The organism is Serratia sp. root2 (assembly GCF_031931805.1).
In the GTDB taxonomy this organism is placed as follows: domain Bacteria; phylum Pseudomonadota; class Gammaproteobacteria; order Enterobacterales; family Enterobacteriaceae; genus Serratia; species Serratia inhibens.
The window spans coordinates 708,744-728,390 of record NZ_JAUJXB010000001.1; the positions used below are offsets into that span (position 1 = coordinate 708,744).

Annotated in this window: 15 protein-coding genes; all 15 read left to right on the forward strand. The window is 57.8% G+C overall.

Going from position 1 to position 19,647, the window contains the following annotated elements; genetic code table 11:
• Positions 1 to 4 precede the first annotated feature (4 nt).
• The 15 genes from QZQ97_RS03300 to narI all read left to right on the forward strand — a co-directional run bounded on the left by QZQ97_RS03300 (position 5) and on the right by narI (position 19,401).
• Positions 5 to 2,182 carry a polysaccharide biosynthesis tyrosine autokinase gene (locus tag QZQ97_RS03300; protein ID WP_311992243.1) on the forward strand — a complete coding sequence of 726 codons (2,178 nt, stop codon included), beginning with the start codon at positions 5 to 7 and terminating at the stop codon, positions 2,180 to 2,182.
• Positions 2,183 to 2,188: 6 nt separating this feature from the next.
• Positions 2,189 to 3,478, forward strand: a complete 1,290-nt coding sequence (locus QZQ97_RS03305) for a flippase (RefSeq protein ID WP_311992244.1) — start codon at positions 2,189 to 2,191, stop codon at positions 3,476 to 3,478.
• Entirely contained in the window at positions 3,468 to 4,316 is an 849-nt protein-coding gene (locus QZQ97_RS03310; RefSeq protein WP_311992245.1) for an ATP-grasp fold amidoligase family protein, read from the forward strand. The genes QZQ97_RS03305 and QZQ97_RS03310 overlap by 11 nt, the downstream gene beginning before the upstream one ends.
• A gap of 143 nt (positions 4,317 to 4,459) precedes the next feature.
• Positions 4,460 to 5,365 carry a glycosyltransferase family 2 protein gene (locus QZQ97_RS03315; RefSeq protein WP_311992246.1) on the forward strand — a complete coding sequence of 302 codons (906 nt, stop codon included), beginning with the start codon at positions 4,460 to 4,462 and terminating at the stop codon, positions 5,363 to 5,365.
• Position 5,366: 1 nt separating this feature from the next.
• The gene (locus tag QZQ97_RS03320; RefSeq protein ID WP_311992247.1) at positions 5,367 to 6,425 is read left to right on the forward strand and encodes a glycosyltransferase family 4 protein; all 1,059 of its coding nucleotides are present in this window, start codon (positions 5,367 to 5,369) and stop codon (positions 6,423 to 6,425) included.
• 1 nt (position 6,426) lies between these two features.
• The gene (locus tag QZQ97_RS03325; RefSeq protein WP_311992248.1) at positions 6,427 to 7,170 is read left to right on the forward strand and encodes a glycosyltransferase family 2 protein; all 744 of its coding nucleotides are present in this window, start codon (positions 6,427 to 6,429) and stop codon (positions 7,168 to 7,170) included.
• Complete coding sequence (locus QZQ97_RS03330) at positions 7,167 to 9,053, forward strand: carbohydrate-binding protein CenC (RefSeq protein ID WP_311992249.1); 1,887 nt, start codon at positions 7,167 to 7,169, stop codon at positions 9,051 to 9,053. The genes QZQ97_RS03325 and QZQ97_RS03330 overlap by 4 nt, the downstream gene beginning before the upstream one ends.
• Before the next feature lie 6 nt (positions 9,054 to 9,059).
• Positions 9,060 to 10,046 carry a glycosyltransferase family 2 protein gene (locus QZQ97_RS03335; protein WP_311992250.1) on the forward strand — a complete coding sequence of 329 codons (987 nt, stop codon included), beginning with the start codon at positions 9,060 to 9,062 and terminating at the stop codon, positions 10,044 to 10,046.
• Between the two features lie 103 nt (positions 10,047 to 10,149).
• Complete coding sequence (locus QZQ97_RS03340; protein ID WP_311992251.1) at positions 10,150 to 11,052, forward strand: glycosyltransferase family 2 protein; 903 nt, start codon at positions 10,150 to 10,152, stop codon at positions 11,050 to 11,052.
• Between the two features lie 50 nt (positions 11,053 to 11,102).
• A complete protein-coding gene (locus QZQ97_RS03345) occupies positions 11,103 to 12,356 on the forward strand; it encodes an EpsG family protein (protein ID WP_311992252.1) in 1,254 nt (417 codons plus the stop codon).
• Positions 12,357 to 12,505: 149 nt separating this feature from the next.
• Positions 12,506 to 12,697 carry a hypothetical protein gene (locus QZQ97_RS03350; RefSeq protein WP_311992253.1) on the forward strand — a complete coding sequence of 64 codons (192 nt, stop codon included), beginning with the start codon at positions 12,506 to 12,508 and terminating at the stop codon, positions 12,695 to 12,697.
• Positions 12,694 to 16,461 (forward strand): nitrate reductase subunit alpha, encoded by a 3,768-nt coding sequence (locus tag QZQ97_RS03355; protein ID WP_311992255.1) that lies wholly within the window; start codon positions 12,694 to 12,696, stop codon positions 16,459 to 16,461. The genes QZQ97_RS03350 and QZQ97_RS03355 overlap by 4 nt, the downstream gene beginning before the upstream one ends.
• Positions 16,458 to 18,002, forward strand: coding sequence for a nitrate reductase subunit beta (narH, locus tag QZQ97_RS03360; protein WP_311992256.1), 1,545 nt, complete (start codon positions 16,458 to 16,460; stop codon positions 18,000 to 18,002). The genes QZQ97_RS03355 and narH overlap by 4 nt, the downstream gene beginning before the upstream one ends.
• Positions 17,999 to 18,721 (forward strand): nitrate reductase molybdenum cofactor assembly chaperone, encoded by a 723-nt coding sequence (gene narJ, locus QZQ97_RS03365; RefSeq protein WP_311992257.1) that lies wholly within the window; start codon positions 17,999 to 18,001, stop codon positions 18,719 to 18,721. Before narH ends, narJ begins: the two co-directional genes overlap by 4 nt.
• A gap of 2 nt (positions 18,722 to 18,723) precedes the next feature.
• Positions 18,724 to 19,401 (forward strand): respiratory nitrate reductase subunit gamma, encoded by a 678-nt coding sequence (gene narI / locus QZQ97_RS03370; RefSeq protein WP_311992258.1) that lies wholly within the window; start codon positions 18,724 to 18,726, stop codon positions 19,399 to 19,401.
• Positions 19,402 to 19,647 lie beyond the last annotated feature (246 nt).

The window sequence follows — 19,647 nt, forward strand, 5'->3', positions numbered from 1 at the left end:
ACCGATGATGAAGAACAATGCAATGCCGATTGTGATGGCCGAGCAGGACGAAAAACTGGAATGGGAGCGGCTGATTGGCCCGCTGTGGGACAACCGCTGGCGCATTTTGCTGGTGACCGGCGTCGCCGGTGTCCTGGGCTGCGCCTATGCCCTGATGGCGACGCCGATCTATCAGGCGACTGCACTGGTGCAGGTGGAAAAGCAGCTTTCGGGGGATTCGCTATTGCGCGAGACGCTGGACAACTCGATGGGGTCGGCTGGTCAGAACTCGGCGACGCAGGATGAGGTTTCGCTGGCGAAATCGCGTTACGTGATTGGCAAAACCGTGGACGATCTCGGTTTGACGGTGCACATCAGCCCGGATTACTTCCCGCTGTTCGGCAAGGGCCTGGCCCGCCTGAGCGGCGAACCGCCACCGGTGCTGCGTATCTCCGGCATGAGGGTACCGGCGGCGATGCAGGGCCAGGAACTGACCCTGACCGTGCAGGATAAGCAACGTTATAGCCTGAGCCATGAAGGCAAGAACCTGTTCAGCGGCACCGTCGGGCAACCGCTGAAGCAGGGGGCCTGGGCCATGAACGTCGCTGAGCTGGAGGCATTGCCGGGCACCGTTTTCACCGTGGTCAACGTACCGCGCCAGAAGGCGGTGGACGATCTGCGCAACCAGCTTGACGTTGCCCCCGGCGGCAAGGAAAGCGGCATTATGACGTTCAACCTGGCCGGTGAGGATCCGCAGCGCGCCGAAGCGGTGCTCAAGAGCATCACTGATAACTACCTGCAACAGAATGTGGATCGCAAAACCGAGGAGGCGCAGCGCATGCTGGCCTTCCTGCACGAACAATTGCCGCGTACCCAGACGTCGCTCAACAACGCCGAAAATCAGCTTAATCAGTTCCGCCAGCAGAACGATTCCGTGGACCTGACGCTGGAAGCCAAATCGGTGCTGGATACCCAGGTTCAACTGGAAGCTCAGTTGAATGAGTTGACCTTCAAAGAAGCGGAAATCTCCAAGCTTTACACCCGCGCGCACCCGGCTTACCGCGCACTGCTTGAAAAACGCACGACGCTGGAGACGGAAAAGGCGCGGCTCGGCAAACAGGTGCAAACGCTGCCGAAAACGCAGCAGGAAATTTTGCGTCTGACCCGCGATGTACAGGTGGATCAGCAGGTATACATGCAACTGATGAACAAGCAGCAGGAATTGAGCATCAGCAAAGCGGGTACCGTGGGCAATATCCGCATTATCGATGAAGCGGAAAGCGGCCTGCGACCGGTAAAACCGCAGAAAGCGATGATCGTGTTCTTCGCGCTGTTAATGGGGGGCGTGCTGTCGGCATCGGTGGTGGTGTTGCGCGCCGCGCTCCATCGTGGCATCAGCGACACCGAGGCATTGGAAAAGCGCGGTATCAACGTGTATGCCACGGTGCCGCTGTCGCCTTGGCAGCAAAAGCGCAACCGCGCTCAACAGCTGCAACTGGTCAAAAGCGGCGGCGACATGTTGCCGATTCTGGCGAAGGAAGAGCCGGGGGATTTGTCCGTCGAGGCGATCCGCAGCCTGCGCACCAGTTTGCATTTCGCCATGATGGAGGCCAAAAACAACATCCTGATGGTCTCCGGCGCCAGCCCCGCCAGCGGTAAAAGCTTTACCAGCACCAATCTGGCGGTGGTGATTGCCGAGGCGGGCCAGCGGGTGCTGCTGATCGACGCGGATATGCGCAAAGGATTCCTGCACCGCTGGTTCAACAACAGCGCCAAGGGCGGTTTGTCAGACATGCTGTCCGGGCTGATTGCGCCAGACCAGTCGGTGAAGAAAACCACTATCGCCAATCTGGATTTCGTGCCGCGTGGCCAGGTGCCGCCAAATCCGTCTGAACTGCTGATGCATCAGCGTTTTGCCGACTTCCTGCAGTGGGCGGGGCAGCACTACGATTTGGTGCTGATCGACACGCCGCCGGTGCTGGCGGTGACCGATGCCGCCATCGTGGGTCACCATGTCGGTACCGCGCTGATGGTGGTGCGTTTTGAGGTCGATACCGTTCGGCAGATCGAAACCAGCATTCGTCGTTTCGAACAAAACGGCGTGGCCATTAAAGGGGTGATCCTGAATGGCATGGTGAAAAAAACCGCCACCGACGCCGGCTATTACGCCTTTGCTTATCCTAGCCACCAGGAAAAGGTTTAGTCGCGCATGAAAGCGATGCTGATGAACTCCCTGTGGCTGATGTTGGAACGGATATCGTTGAGCCTTTCGGGGATTTTCGTTTCGGTGTACGTAGCGCGTTATCTGGGGCCGGCGCAATACGGGTTGATTAACTATCTGCTGTCGGTGATCGCCATTGCCGTACCGCTGGTGCAATTGGGTGCGGATGCGGTGTTGTTTAACCGCGTCGCCAAGCGGCGGCGCAGCGGCATCCGGCTGATGGTGGCCTCAATGCGTCTGCGGCGCCAGCTTTTTGCGCTGATTGCCGTGCCGTTGATGGCCTGGGCAGTGCTGACGCAGGATCGCACCAGCCAGATCATGATGTCGTTGATGCTCATCAGCGCCTATTTTTCCATTCAGGACGTCTACAAGATTTATTACGACGCCCTGTTGAAATCGAAGCTGAACACGCTGATCAACAACCTGGCTCTGTTGTTGTCAATCGTTCTGCGGTTGGCGCTGGTGCATGCCAAACTGCCGCTGGAGTGGTTTGCTGTGCCGTACGTTTTTAGCAGCCTGATCCCGTACGCAGTGCGCTGGGTGCTTTTTCGCCGCGAGCAGGGCGGTATGCGGAAGATTAGTGGGCGTCACAAACGGCGCTACGGCCGCTATCTGTTAAAGGTGGGATTGCCGCTGGCGGTCTCCGGGTTGTCGATTGTCATCTACACGCGTATCGATCAGATCATGATCGGCAACGTTCTGGGGGAGCACAGCGTTGGGTTGTACAGCGCGGCGATTACCCTGAGCCAGGGATGGATATTCGTGCCGATTGCGCTGATCACCTCGATGATGCCGGGCGTGGCGAATGCCCGAACGCTGGGCGAACAGGAAGGTCGCATCCGGCTGCTGTATCTGGTGGTGTTGTTGCTGTCCATGCCGGTGATTTTGCTGCTGTCGTTGTTCCCCGGCCCGATCGTTGCGCTGATGTTTGGCGACAGCTACCGCGAAACCGCCACTATTTTGGCGCTGTGTTCGGTAACGTCGCTGTTCTCGGTGATGGGCACCGTATCTTATCGGGCGATAGTGCTGTTTGGCGGCTATCGATTCATAGCGATAAAAATGCCGTTGGCCGCGTTAGCCAACGTGCTGATGAATCTGGTGTTGATACCGCGTTACGGCTTGGTGGGCGCTGCGGTTTCAACCCTGATAACGGAGTTCATTTCATTCTTTGTACTTAACGGCTTCTTCAGAAGAGGACAAATTACGCGGCTGCAGGTGACCTGCTACCGTTGTTTACCTCAGCTAATAGGGAAGGTGCGAGAAATTTATGTTAAATAATCTGGTGAAGGGTTTTTACCGCAATATGCCCGATGCACTATATCATCAGTTAAAATACGCCCTGTTTTTTCGGAAAATACCGCATTTGGCTCAGCCTATGGGGTATAGCGAAAAATTAATGCGCAGGAAGATCTATCCATTGGCGATATATACTCAACTGTCCGACAAGTATCGGGTGCGCGATTATATTGAAAAACTGTGGGGGAAAGAGTACCTGATTGAGCTTTACGCGCATGGCAATAAGTTAACCGAGGAAATGTATCAGGCATTACCTGACGTCTTCGTGATTAAGGCAAACCACGGCAGCGGTTATAACAAACTGGTGTTCGATAAAAGCCAAACCAGCTTCAATGAGTTACGGGTGTTGACCAACAGCTGGCTGAGGCAGAGTTTTTATCAGGTTTACCGCGAGCGTCATTATAAGGATATTCCGCCGTGCATCATGGTCGAGAAAATGCTGCTGGAAGAGGGGAAAACGCCGAATGACATCAAAATCCATTGCTTTAACCAGAATGGGGATATTCGGTTTTTCATCCAGATTGATTACCAGCGTTTTATCGATCATCGGCGAGATTTTTTTGACGCCGACTGGAACCGCACCGAGATCCGCATGGGCGTGCCAAACAGCGAGGTGCCGATGGATAAACCGAGCAGGTTGTCGGAGATGCTGCTCCTGGCGCGTCAGGTGGCGGAGCAGTTCTCTTATGTGCGCGTGGATTTTTATCAGGTGAAAGAGAGCATCTATTTTGGCGAGTTGACGTTTACCCCCGGTGCGGGGTTACAAAAACTGACGCCGGAAACCATTGAACAGGAGTGGGGCAGTTATTTTCAGGATTAATTAAATGACCGGTAGGCTGCGCGTATTTTAATCGCTGCAGGATGGGGGGGGTAATAACCGGGCAAGGATATGCTGGGATAACAAACTATTCCGCTGGCATTACCGCTGTTTTGCCAGATGATAATATATTGTTGAGGTAGTAAATGGACTTATCAATTGTCATGCCCGCTTTTAATAATTCAGCCAGTCTGGCCGCTACATTAGTCCGTATGACGAACGCCTGTTCCGGGTTCGATTATGAAATTATTGTGGTTGACGATGCGTCAGAACCCGAAGAGCTGGAGAAAATGCGCAGCCTGTTGGCCGCCAATCGTCGCGCACGTTTGCATGAAAATAAAGTGCGCAGTAATACGGCGGCGTCCTGTAATACCGGTTTTCTCTTGGCGCGTGCGGACGTGGTTTTCTTTCTGGAACCGGAGGATTCCTTCAGCACCAATTATATTATTCGCCGTCTGAAACGCCACCAGGATACCCGGCTGGACATTATTTTCGGCAATTACAGTACGGTGAATGACAAGAATATCCGCAGTTACAGGTTTGATTACAAAGAAGGGTCGACAGGCGCGGACTTTTTATTTCTCGATATGGGCGATATCCGCACTTCTGCCATCAGTCTGCGTAAAAAAGATGACCGGCGTTTTTTGTTTCCCGAGTTTCTTTACAAGTATCAGGACTGGGGATTTTTGGTCAATGCCACCAATCTGGGTGCCAGGGTGGCTTTTGACGAAGGGCGAGGGGTGTTCATCCGTTGCGGCGATGCCGAGACGGATCGCTGCCGGATGAACATCGACGCCAGTGAACAGTTTATTGATGCTTACCTGAACGCCAGCGGCCGTTATATCAGCGGGTTTGCCTGCAAACACCTGCTGGCTTCGCTCTACAGCGAGAACCTGCAGGCGTTCACCTATTACTCATCGCGCACGGAGCACCACGCCCTGAGCAGCAAGTTCAAGGCGATCAAACTGTACGGCGACTGCCTGGCCAAACTGGGGCTGTTTCCGTTAGGGGGACGCCTGTTGCGCACTGCCCGCGAGGGGTTTCGGAGATGACATGCAGCAACGGAAAGTAGCGATTGTGATTGAGAACATCGCCGAAAAAGGCGGTACCGAGCGGGTGGCCAGCAGTCTGGCCAACGCACTGTCGACGCGTCTGGGCCATCAGGTAGATCTGGTGTCCATCAGCGGCGATCGGGCGTTTTACCCGCTCGAACCCGAGGTGAGGTTGCGTTTTATGTCTGGCAGAACGCTGCTGTGGCCCTGGCGGCTGGCGCGGTTTCTGCGGCGCGGCCGCTATGACGTGATAGTCACCGTTTCGATGGGCAAACTCTCGTCGATCATGGTGCCGTACCTGCGGTTGTTGTGCCCGCACAGCCGCCTGGTGCTGAGTGAGCACGTCAGCTTCCACCAGTATGCCTGGCCGATGAAGTGGCTGAAGGTGTTGGTCTACCGGCTGGGCGACCGCACCGTGCTGTTGACCCGGAAAGATCTGGCCACCATCAGCCGCTGGGTGCCCGAGCATAAATGCCGGGTGATCGAGAACGTTTCACCCTTCCCGATACAACCGCCGCAGCAAGAGCCGTTGCCGGTGGCGTTGGCGGTTGGGCGGCTGTGTTACCAGAAAGGCTTTGACCGCTTGATCGCGGCCTGGCAGCGGGCGGCGCCGCAAACGGCGGGTTGGCAGTTGCATATCGTCGGCGATGGCCCGGATCGCGCCGCCTTGCAGCAGCAAATCGATACAGCCGGCCTTGGCGAACAGGTGAAGTTGTTGCCGGCGACCCCGGATATCGCCAGCCATTATCGCCAGGCCGGGATGCTGTTGATGACGTCCCGCTATGAAGGCTTGCCGATGGTGCTGATTGAAGCGATGAGCTTTGGTCTGCCGCTGGTGGCGTTTGATTGTCAGACCGGCCCCGCCGAGCTTATTGACGATGGGGGCAACGGTTATCTGGTACCGGAAGGGGATCTCGATGCCTTTAGCCAACGCACCCTGGCGCTGATCGCGGACGGCGAGCTGCGTAAACGCTTTTCACTGCACTCGCTGGAGCGGGCGCAACAGTACATTCCCGAACGTATATATCCCCAATGGCAACAGCTTATGGCTGGAGGTTAAGATGGAAAAGGTGTCAGTAATCATGCCGGCATACAACGCAGCCGGTTTTATCAAAGAGTCGATCCTGGGCGTGTTGAACCAGACTTACCAGGATTATCATTTGTATGTGATCGACGACGCTTCGACGGACAACACGGCTGAAGTGGTTAAACCCTTCATTCACGATCGTCTGACTTATATTCGCAACAACACCAACCAGGGCGTGGCCGAAACCCGCAATATCGCCATTGAGGCGGCCCGCGGCGACTATATCGCCTTCTGCGACAGCGACGATGTCTGGCGTGAAAACAAGCTGGCGCGCCAGGTCGGTATCCTGAAGACAAACCGTTACGACGTGGTGTGTTCGCACTATTACACCTTCGAAAATGATCCGGCGCTGGTGAAGAATTACCGTGGCGCCGGCGAGATTATCGCCTACAAGGACATGCTGAAAAGCAACTGGATCGGTAACCTGACCGGCATGTATAACCAGCGCCGGGTGGGCAAGGTCTATCAGAGCAAGGTGGGGCATGAGGATTACGTGATGTGGCTGTCGGTGTTGGAAAAGGCGCGCAACCATCTGGCGTATTGCATTCCCGAACCGCTGGCCTTTTATCGCCTTTCCGCCCAGTCGCTTTCCGGCAACAAAATCAAGGCGGCGGACTGGCAGTGGCAGATCTACCGCCGCCATCTGGGGTTGTCCTACCAGAAGTCCTGCTACTTGTTCTTCTCCTATCTGTACAGCGCAGTGATGAAACGACAATGAACATCAGCAAGCTCTCCTTCGCCTGCCTGTTGGCGGGCGCCGGGCTGGCCGCGCCGACCCAGGCGGCCCCCTGCGGCGACAACCTGTTGGCCAACCCCGGCTTTGAGCAGGGCGGTACGGGCTGGTCGCTGGCTTCCGCAGAGGTGGTGTCCGGCGGCCATACCGGGCAGGCCAGCCTGTTTTACCAGAATCACAATCCGGCCAACTATCACAACATGCTGCAGACGCTGTCGGTCAAAGCGGGCCAACAGCTGGCTTTCGGCACCTGGGTGCGCGGCGAGAACCTGAAGGGTAAGGGCGACAACCAGGGCGCCGGCGTTTTTGTGGAAAGTTACGACGAGCAAGGGCGCTTTCTCGCGGGCAGCTACCCGCAGGGCGTGCTTGGCACCAGCGGCTGGCAACCGGTCACCGGCGACTTCAGGGTGCCGGCGCGGGCGGTGAAGGTGGTGCTGGGGGTTTATCTGCGTCGCGGTACCACCGGCAGCGCCTGGTTTGACGACGTTTACGTTTGCCGGCAGCCGGTTGCGCCGGCGCTCTACCAAATGCGCGCCGGCAATGGCGCGGCATCGAGCCTGATCGAAGTGGTGGATCCGCAGCAGGTGCAAGTGGACAGCACGCTGGTCGACGGGAAAAGCGCCGCCGTGAAAACCGACAGCCGCCGTTACCGCATCGAAGGGAAACAGCAGGTGGAGTTCTCGCTGCCGGCCGGCCTGGCCGCCGGAGAATATCGCCTGCAACAGCAGGTGACGGACGTGGCCTCTCAGCGCAGCCAGCGCAGCGAGATGCCGATAAGCGTCGGCCGCCCGCAACCGAAAGTGGCGCTGGATGCCCAGGGGTATACCCTGAAACAGGGTAAGCGTTTCTTCCCGCTTGGCATTTACATGTACGGCGAAATGGCGACGGACGAGCATCTGGCGCGTATTCGCGATGCCGGCTTCAACACGTTGCTGAATTACAACTATGGCACCGTGGGCGATCCGAACCGTTATTTCCGCAAAACGCAGCAGTATGGCCTGCAGGTGATTTTCTCGCTGAAAGACCTGTATCCCGGCACCCGATTCGCACCGGAAAGCAAAATGAGTTACCCGCAACTGACGGCGAGCTACGTCGAAAAGTTCAAACATGAACCTAACCTGCTGGCCTGGTACATCAACGATGAACTGGGGCCGGAGTATGTGCCGCAGATTGAAGAAAAACACCTGCAGGTGAAACGGCTGGATCCGGATCACCTGACGTTCCAGGTGCTGGACAAGACCGGCACGCTCAACGCCTATTTCAACAGTTCTGACGTGCTGGCCAGCGATCCTTACCCGGTCGGCAGAGATGCCGATCTGACGCGTACCCTGGAATATACCCGTATCACCAGCCAGGTGGCGCGTCAGGTCAAAGGAGCCTGGCTGGTGATGCAGATCATGGATCACGCCGCTTACGCGCCCAAACGTAAAGCGCGCCAGCCTACCGAGGCGGAGATGCGCAACCAGGCCTGGCTGGGCCTGATTGGCGGTGCCAAGGGCATCCTGTTTTATTCCTATACCGATTTGTTCTACAAGCGCCAGCGCGGCGGCTTCAGTCAACAGGAGTTCGAGACCATTTGGCGGGGCGTAGCCAGCGTGGCGCAGCAGATCGTCAGCTTTAACCCTTACCTGCTGTCCGGCGAAAGCGTCTTGCTGCAGGGCAACAATACCGCTATCCCGGCGCGGCTGTTTATCAACGGCGAGCGGGGCCTGGTGTTGATCGCCAACCCTTACTACCGGCCGATGTCGGCGCGCTTCGATCTGCCTGCGGGCTGGCAGGCGCAAGGGAAGGCGCAGATCGACGCGCCGCTGTCTTCGATGGGCAGCCTCGCGGTAGAAGTGCAACGTCAAACAGAAAAGAAAGGATAACCCAACATGAAAATCACCCTGAGCCTGATTATTCCGGTCTATAAGGTCGAGGCTTACATTGAGGCGTGCCTTTGCTCGGTGCTGCAGCAGCTGCCTGATTGGGCGGAGGTGATCATTGTGGATGACGGCAGCCCGGACGATTCCATCGGCATTGCCGAAGAGGTGTTGTGCCGTTACCCGCAGCTGAAACCGCAGGTCAGCATCCTGCGGCAACCTAACCAGGGGCTGAGTGAGGCGCGCAACAGCGGCATTGCCCATGCCGAGGGGCAACATGTCGGTTTTCTGGATTCCGACGATGTGTTGCTGGAGGGGTATTTCAGCATTCTGGGCCGCCTGTTGGCGGATAACCCGCAGGCGGACATCGTGGCATTCAATGCCCAGCGATTTTCCGTGATGCACAACGGTAAAATCCAGCCGGACTGCACCCTGGCCATCGTGCCCGGCAATGCAGCCCCACAGGATCGCGACACGCATATGGCGCTGCTGGCGGACAGCTTTAACCGTAGCCTGTGGTTTGCCTGGGCGCGTATTTACCGCAAAACGTTATTCGACGAGATGCGTTTCCCGCAGGGACGCAATTTTGAGGATATTCAGTTAATTCCGCAGCTGTACCTCAAGGCGCAACGTATCGTGATGTGCGATACGCCGCTGGTGGGATATCGCGCCAACCCGAACGGTATTACGCGTGCGCCAAAGCGGCGCGATCTGGATGACCTGGATTACGCGATAGACGGTGCCGACAGCGGACGACGTCAGGGGACGGGGAGTGGGCTGTATTCGATTCTTTATGTCACCACGCTGAAAGCGCGTTTGCTGGTGGGGCTGGATTTTTTCGGGCTGCGCGACGCACTGCGGGAAACCGGCGAGCTGAAACGCCGTTATTCCGGTTTACGCGCAGAGGAGCGCAAACTGTTGAGCCGCAAGAACCGGCTGTTCTATCGCAGTCCATTGGCTTATTACCTGATGGCCCGGCTCTATAGCCTGCGCGGATAGCGGCGCCGTATTCACCCATTCCCGGATCGTGTAGGGGCGCCGCATGCTGCGCCCATGTTAAACGGGGCGAATGTATTCGCCCCCCCACAGGCAGAATAAGACAATGGACATCAAAGTCAGCGTTATCATACCTACCTATGGCCGCAGCGAGTTGCTGGCGCGCGCCATCGACAGCGTGCTGGCGCAAACCCACCGCGCGCTGGAAATCATCGTGGTGGATGACAACCCGGAAGGCGATGCGCACCGCCTGGCGACCCGTGAACGCCTGGCCGGCTATATTGCCGAGGGGCAGGTTATCTATTACCCGCGTCGGCATAACGGCGGCGGCGCGCTGGCGCGCAACAGCGGGATCCTGCGCTCAAGCGGAGAGTACATCACTTTTCTGGATGACGATGATTACTACCATCCGCAGAAGATTGCCCACCAGCTGGCATTTATGCGCCAGGGCGATTATGACGTCAGCCTTTGCGATATGGATATTCTGAAGAACGGGCAGATTAATGCCGGGCATTATTACCGTGCCCGTTGCGACGGCCTGGAAGACTTTATGTTGGCCGGCGTGGCCTATACGCCGATGATCATGATGCGGCGCAGCACGGCGATTGCGGTGCGCGGTTTCTTCAACACCCCGCGTTACCAGGACCATATTTTCCTGTATCGGCTGCTGGCTGCCGGGGCGCGCATCGGCACATTGCATGAGCGCCTGGCGGTACACAATGACCATGACGGCGAACGCATCACCTCCAGCCCGAAAGGCATTATCGGGTATCGCAACAAAATGCAGTTCGAGCGGCGGCTGATGCCGCAGATATCGCCCCGGGCGCGCAAGGTTATGCGTCTGCGGCATACCTGCATCGATTCGCGTATCATCACCGACGGCAAGAGCCGGCTGGCGGGTGTAGCCTACGGTCTGAAGGGCATTATCTACGTAAACAGCGGCCTGATGGCCGGGGTCTACATGAAAAACATCATCCGCAACCTGTTTTTCCGCGGCGTTCCCTTTTGAAGGGGCCTGTGTGATGTACGGTGAATGGCGAACCCATCCAGAGGAAGATTATGCGCTTTGAACGTTCTACGGTGATCGGCAGCGTGCTGTTGTTGACGCTGCCGGTATTTGCTTTGATACAGAGTATCGCCACGTTGCGTGCGGGAAAGAAAAACTCGATGGCCTATCTGCTGATAGCGCTGTGCTTTTTTTTCTTTTTCATCAAGATCCCGCCATTGGCGGATCTCTATCGCCACTTTGCCAATTACGCGGCCATTACCTCGGCCACCACGCTGGGTGACGTGATCCAGGGTAAAGTGGACATCGTTCTTTATGCCAACTTTTACATTTTTAAAACGCTGGGCATTCCCTTTTTCGTCATTCCGGGGCTTTACACCGCGCTGTCGGTCTACTGTTATCTCAGCGCGCTGAATATTGTGATGCTGCACTCCGGCAAGACGTTTTCCCCCCGGCAGTTTGTCCTGCTGCATGTGGCGGTGCTGTTTTTGATCAACCCGTTTATCATCGCCATGGGGCTACGCTTTGGTTTCTCTATGGCCGTGATGACTCTGGCCATGACGCTGTTTTGCCATAAGAAAAATCAAACGCTCGCCCTCTGTTTGATGCTGTTTGCCATGTTGACCCACTTTTCCAGCATGCTGCTGGTCGGGGTTTTCCTGTGCAGCAGGCTGATGCGTCTGAACCGCCCGCTGACGGTGCTGTTCAGCGTCATTGCACTGGTGACCGCCAAGTTCGCGCTGCCGTTTATCCTGTCGCATATTACGATTTCCGGCATCAACAGTTACTCGGACGTCTATACCTCGGGCATGTATGCCGGCGACTATCTGACCAGTGGCAACGCCAACGGGATGATTAACTTCCTGATTATCCTGTTCCCGGCGCTGTTCCTCGGCGGGTATATGTTGGGCAACCCGATGCGCAACCAGGCCGGGGATATCAAAAACGCTGCGGCCTGGCTGGTGATATTCGTTTTCCTGTGTTCCAGCTCGTTGCAGGCGGCGAGTCGCTATGCGAGCGTGGCGTCGGTGTTCCTGTTGTTTTACTACGTGGCTCACCAGGGGTCTTTCCTGCGCGGCAGATTCAACTACTTCTTCCTGTGTTTCATGCTGATGGCCACCGGCTACAACCTCATCGAGAATATCTATGTTCCGCGCCGCCCCATCATGCTGGGGGAAATGTGGCAGTCGTTCTACAAGACGCCGCTGCTGAACCTGTTCTACGGTGAAGAAGAGTACGAGCAGTATCTGCGCTTTATTAACCGCGACAGCGGCGAGTGGATAGGGCACGAAATGGATCTCGGTTAACGTCGACGGATGCGGGCATCGCCCCGCATCCTACCCCCAAATACCCCAGCCCGGTTTGCCACTCCTCCCATCAAACGTAATTCCTCATTTTTCATTTTTATTTTCAATAAATTAGCCTTTATTCCCCTGATGATACTTTAGGGGTAGTTATGCCTGTCCCTCCGTTTATCTCCCTCGATTCCCTTGATCGCAATCAATTTGCCGCCTTTGCCGCATCAGTAGGCTGGCGGCAGATCGAGCAATGTCATTTACCCGCCGTATTTCAAGCCGCAGCGTTGTTGCCTGCACTCGAAATCCATCGGGTAAAAAATATTAAAAGCCTTCAGGAGAACTCCGGATGAGCAAGTTTCTTGACCGTTTCCGCTATTTTAAGCAGTTGGCGGAACCCTTTTCTGGCGATCATGGCCAGACATTGAACACCAACCGCGACTGGGAAGACGGCTACCGCAGCCGCTGGCAGCACGACAAGATTGTGCGCTCGACCCACGGGGTGAACTGCACCGGCTCATGCAGCTGGAAGATTTACGTCAAAAACGGCCTGGTGACCTGGGAAACCCAGCAGACCGATTACCCGCGTACCCGCCCCGATCTGCCCAACCATGAACCGCGTGGCTGCCCGCGCGGTGCCAGCTATTCCTGGTATCTGTACAGCGCCAACCGGCTGAAATACCCGCTGATGCGTAAACGCCTGATCACACTATGGCGTGAGGCGAAGGCGCAGCACAGCGATCCGATCGATGCCTGGGGCTCCATCGTCTCCGACCCCGAAAAGTCCAAGAGTTATAAGGTCGCTCGCGGCCGCGGCGGCTTTGTGCGCTCCAGCTGGCAGGAGGTGAACGAACTGATAGCCGCCTCCAACGTCTATACCGCCAAAACCTTTGGTCCGGACCGCATTATCGGTTTCTCGCCGATCCCGGCGATGTCGATGGTGTCCTATGCCGCCGGCGCCCGTTATCTGTCGCTGATAGGCGGCACCTGCCTGAGCTTCTACGACTGGTACTGCGATCTGCCGCCGGCTTCGCCGATGACCTGGGGCGAGCAGACCGACGTGCCGGAGTCTGCGGACTGGTACAACTCCTCTTATATTATCGCCTGGGGCTCCAACGTGCCGCAGACCCGCACCCCGGATGCCCATTTCTTCACCGAGGTGCGCTACAAAGGCACCAAAACCGTGGCGGTGACGCCGGACTACGCCGAAGTGGCCAAGCTGTGCGACCAATGGTTGAACCCGAAACAGGGCACCGACAGCGCAATGGCGCTGGCGATGGGCCACGTGATGCTGAAAGAATTCCACCTGGATCGCGAGGTCGGCTATTTCCGCGACTATGTGCGCCGCTATACCGATATGCCGATGCTGGTGGTACTGGAGCCGCGTGAAGAAGGGTATTACGCCGCCGGCCGCTTGCTGCGCGCCGCCGATCTGGTGGACGGGCTGGGGCAGGAAAACAATCCGGAGTGGAAAACCGTCGCTATCGATCAACGCAGCGGTGAGCTGGTGGCGCCGCAAGGGTCGATCGGTTTCCGCTGGGGCGAGCAGGGCAAATGGAACCTGGAACAGCGCGAAGGTAAAGGCCGACTGGAAGTGGAACTGCAGCTCAGCCTGTTAGGTGCCCATGATGAGGTCGCCGAGGTGGGCTTCCCGTATTTTGGCGGCATAAAAGCCGAGGGTGAGCACTTCAATAGCGTGGCGCTGGATGAGATCCTGCTGCACAAGCTGCCGGTAAAACGCCTGCGCCTGGCGGACGGCAGCGAGGCGTTGGTCACCAGCGTCTACGATCTGACTTTGGCCAACTACGGGTTGGAACGTGGCCTGGACGACGCCAACTGTGCCGCGAACTACGACGACGTCAAAGCTTACACGCCGGCCTGGGCCGAGCAGATCACCGGCGTGTCGCGCCACAACATTATCCGCATCGCCCGCGAGTTCGCCGACAACGCCGAGAAAACCCGTGGCCGCTCAATGATTATCGTCGGTGCCGGTGTCAACCACTGGTACCACATGGACATGACCTACCGCGGCCTGATCAACATGCTGATCTTCTGCGGCTGCGTTGGCCAAAGCGGCGGCGGCTGGGCGCACTATGTCGGCCAGGAAAAACTGCGGCCGCAAACCGGCTGGCTGCCGCTGGCGTTCGGTCTCGACTGGCAACGCCCGCCGCGCCACATGAACAGCACCTCGTTCTTCTATAACCACTCCAGTCAATGGCGGTATGAAACCGTCGGAACCGAAGAGTTGCTGTCGCCGCTGGCGGACAAGTCGCGCTTTGGCGGCAGCCTGATCGATCTCAACGTGCGCGCCGAGCGCATGGGTTGGCTGCCTTCCGCGCCGCAGTTGGGGACTAACCCGCTGCATCTGGCGGCGCAGGCGAAAGCAGCAGGACAATCGCCGGTGGATTTCACCGTCGACGCCCTGAAGACGGGGCGGCTTGGTTTCGCCGCCGAGCAGCCGGACAACCCGCAGAACTTCCCGCGTAACCTGTTCGTCTGGCGCTCCAACCTGTTGGGTTCCTCCGGCAAGGGCCATGAGTACATGCTCAAATACCTGCTGGGTACCGAAAACGGCATTCAGGGCAAGGATCTGGGCCAACAGGGGGGCGCCAAACCGCAGGAAGTGGAATGGCTGGATAACGGCGGTGAAGGCAAGCTGGATCTGGTGGTGACGCTCGATTTCCGCATGTCCAGCACCTGCCTTTACTCTGACATCGTGCTGCCGACCGCCACCTGGTACGAAAAAGACGACATGAATACCTCGGACATGCATCCGTTTATTCACCCGCTGTCGGCGGCGGTCGATCCGGCCTGGGATTCCAAGAGCGATTGGGAGATCTACAAGGGTATCGCCAAAGCCTTCTCCGAGGTGTGCGCAGGGCATCTGGCACAGGAAACCGACGTGGTGACGCTGCCTATCCAGCACGACTCCCCGGCAGAGCTGGCGCAACCTTATGGCGTGAAAGACTGGAAGAAGGGCGAATGTGAGCTGATCCCCGGTAAAACCGCGCCGCACATCTTAGTGGTGGAGCGCGACTACCCGGCTACCTACGAACGTTTTACCTCGCTGGGGCCGTTGCTGGACAAGCTGGGTAACGGTGGCAAGGGCATTAACTGGAATACCCAGACCGAAGTCGACTTCCTGAAAAAGCTCAACTACGTGAAAACCGAAGGCCCGGCGGTGGGCCGGCCGAAGATTGAAAGCGCCATCGACGCCGCCGAGGTGATTTTGTCGTTGGCGCCGGAAACCAACGGGCAGGTGGCGGTCAAGGCATGGGAAGCGCTGGGCAACATTACCGGCCGCGATCACCGCCATCTTGCGTTGAACAAGGAAGACGAAAAAATCCGCTTCCGCGATATCCAGGCCCAGCCGCGCAAAATCATCTCCAGCCCCACCTGGTCAGGGTTGGAAGATGAACATGTGTCCTATAACGCCTGTTACACCAACGTGCATGAGCTGATCCCTTGGCGCACCCTCAGCGGTCGCCAGCAGCTGTATCAGGATCACGAATGGATGCGCGCCTTTGGCGAAAGCCTGCTGGTGTATCGCCCGCCGATCGACACCCGCGCCGCGCAGCCGCTGCTGAACCGGACGCCGAACGGCAACAAGGAGAAGGCGCTGAATTTCCTGACGCCGCACCAGAAATGGGGCATTCACTCAACCTACAGCGACAATCTGCTGATGCTGACCCTGTCGCGCGGCGGGCCGATTGTCTGGATGAGTGAAGACGACGCCCAGGATCTGGGCATCAAGGACAACGACTGGATCGAGGCCTTTAACGCCAACGGCGCGCTGACCGCGCGTGCGGTGGTCAGCCAGCGCATTCCGTCGGGCATGACCATGATGTACCACGCGCAGGAACGCATCGTGAATATTCCCGGTTCGGAAATCACCAGCCAGCGCGGCGGCATCCACAATTCGGTGACCCGCGTTTGCCCGAAACCGACTCACATGATCGGCGGTTATGCGCAACTGGCCTACGGTTTCAACTATTACGGCACCGTCGGCTCCAACCGCGACGAGTTCGTGGTGGTGCGTAAAATGAACCGGATCGACTGGTTAGACGGTGAAGGCAACGACGACTCGCAGGGCAGCCAGCAGGAGAAAGCAAAATGAAAATTCGTTCGCAAGTCGGCATGGTGCTGAACCTGGACAAATGCATCGGTTGCCACACCTGCTCGGTGACCTGCAAGAACGTCTGGACCAGCCGCGAGGGCATGGAATACGCCTGGTTCAACAACGTGGAAAGCAAACCGGGCGTCGGCTATCCGCACGCCTGGGAAGATCAGGAAAAATGGAAGGGCGGCTGGATCCGCAAAATCAACGGCAAACTGGAACCGCGCATGGGCAGCCGCGTCGGCCTGCTGTCGAAGATTTTCGCCAACCCGGACGTGCCGGCGCTGGACGATTACTACGAACCGTTCGACTACGACTACCAGAATCTGCATACCGCGCCGCAGGGCAAGCATCAGCCGATCGCCCGGCCACGCTCGCTGATCACCGGCCAGCGCATGAAGAAGATCGAAAATGGCCCGAACTGGGAGGAGATCCTCGGCGGCGAATTCGAAAAACGCTCGCAGGACAAAAACTTCGACAACATGCAGAAGGCGATGTACGGCCAGTTCGAAAACACCTTCATGATGTATTTGCCGCGCTTGTGCGAACACTGCCTTAACCCGGCCTGTGTCGCTACTTGCCCAAGCGGCGCCATCTACAAGCGTGGCGAAGACGGCATTGTGCTGATCGATCAGGATAAATGCCGCGGCTGGCGCATGTGCCTGACCGGCTGTCCGTACAAGAAAATCTATTTCAACTGGAAGAGCGGCAAGTCCGAGAAGTGCATCTTCTGCTACCCGCGTATCGAATCCGGCCAGCCGACGGTCTGTTCGGAAACCTGCGTTGGCCGTATTCGCTATCTTGGCGTGTTGCTGTATGACGCCGACCGCATTGAGCAGGCCGCCGCCGCCGAAAACGAACAAGATCTCTATCAGCGCCAGTTGGATATCTTCCTGGATCCGCACGACCCGGCGGTGATTGCCCAGGCGTTGCAGGATGGCATTCCACAAGGGGTTATCGAGGCCGCACAGCAGTCGCCGGTCTATAAAATGGCGATGGACTGGAAGCTGGCGCTGCCGCTGCACCCGGAATACCGCACGCTGCCGATGGTGTGGTACGTGCCGCCGTTGTCGCCGATCCAGTCCGCCGCCGATGCCGGAGAGCTGGCGCACAGCGGCGTGTTGCCGGATGTGGAAAGCCTGCGTATCCCGGTGCAATATCTGGCGAACCTGCTGACTGCCGGCGACACCGGGCCGGTGCTGCTGGCGCTGAAACGCATGCTGGCGATGCGCCACTACAAACGGGCGGAAACCGTGGACGGCGTGGTGGACACCAGCGCGCTGGAGCAGGTGGGGCTGAGCGAGGCGCAGGCGCAGGAGATGTATCGCTATCTGGCGATCGCCAACTACGAGGACCGTTTCGTTATCCCGTCCAGCCACCGCGAATTGGCGCGTGAGGCTTTCCCGGAAAGCAAAGGCTGCGGTTTCAGCTTTGGCGACGGTTGCCACGGCAGCGACGGTAAATTCAATCTGTTCAACAGCCGCCGCATCGACGCCATCGACATTACCCGGAAAACCGGCCGCCGGGAGGATATCTCATGATCAGCCTGAAAGTGATTGCTCGTCTGCTGGATTACCCGGAGCAGGCATTGTTTGACCACCGGCAGGCGCTGATGGAGGCGCTGGAGCCGGCCAACGAGCTGGATTTGCACCGCAGCGCTCAGCTGATTTTGTTTATTCGCCGCTTCTGCGCCCGCCCGTTGCTTGACGTGCAGGCCGAATACTGCGAGCTGTTCGATCGGGGCCGTGCTACCTCGCTGTTGCTGTTTGAGCACGTGCATGGCGAGTCACGCGATCGCGGTCAGGCGATGGTCGATCTGATGGCGCAATACCGCACCGCCGGGCTGGAGATCGACAGCCGTGAGCTGCCGGATTTCCTGCCGTTATATCTGGAGTATCTCGCCAGTCGCAGCCGGGCGCAGGCCGTTGAGGGGTTGCAGGATATCGCCCCGATTCTGGCGCTGCTCGGCGCCCGGTTGCAGCAGCGCGAAAGCCCGTATGCGGTGCTGTTTGATCTGTTGCTTATGCTGTCCGGCACCGGCGTCAACAGCGCCAGCCTGGAGAGCCAGGTAGCGGGTGAGGCCAGGGACGACACGCCGCAGGCGCTGGATGCGGTGTGGGAAGAGGAACAGATCAAGTTTTTAGGTGAGCAGGGCTGCGCTTCGGCACAGCAGACGGCGCACCAGCGGCGTTTTGCCGGCGCCGTGGCGCCACAGTACCTGGACCTGACGCAGGCGCTAACCGGAACCAAAGGACGCTAATCATGCAATTTTTGAATCTGTTCTTCTTCGATATTTACCCCTATCTGGCGGGCGCGATTTTCCTGCTCGGCAGTTGGCTGCGCTACGATTACGGGCAATACAGCTGGCGCGCCGGATCCAGCCAGATGCTGGATAAAAAAGGCGTGCGCCTGGCCTCCAACCTGTTTCACATCGGCATTCTGGGCATCTTCGCCGGGCACTTTCTCGGTATGCTGACGCCGCACTGGATGTATGAGTCCTTCCTGCCTATCGATGTGAAGCAGAAATTGGCGATGATCGCCGGGGGGGCCTGTGGCGTGATGACGTTGATCGGCGGCGCGCTGCTGCTGAAACGCCGTCTGACCAATCCGCGGGTGCGCGCCACCAGCAGCGTTGCCGATATCATGATCCTGACGTTGCTGGTAGTGCAGGTATGCCTTGGCCTGCTGACCATTCCGTTCTCCGCACAGCATATGGACGGCAGCGAGATGATGAAACTGGTGGCCTGGGCGCAGGCGGTAGTGACTTTCCATGCCGGAGCGTCGCACTACCTGGAGGACGTTGCGCCGATCTTTAAACTGCATATGGTGCTGGGCATGACGCTGTTCGTGCTGTTCCCGTTCTGCCGTCTGGTGCATATCTGGAGCGTGCCGGTGGAATACCTGACTCGCCGTTACCAACTGGTGCGCAACCGCCGCTAAGCATCGCAACACCAGAATCAATACGGCAAGATCCCTCTTGTCACCAACACAAATGCACCTTAATCGGTGCATTTTTGCTTTCTTGCTCTGACGTCAATATCTCAGTATTGTTACATTCACTGCCAGCGGATGCCGGTTAACAGCTATCATAATTACAATCAATAATCCCTCTGCCGAGGGACACTTTGGGGCTTAAAACCGGGGATGACCTGCCGCTGTCGCCATGCCGACAGTGCCGGGAGATCG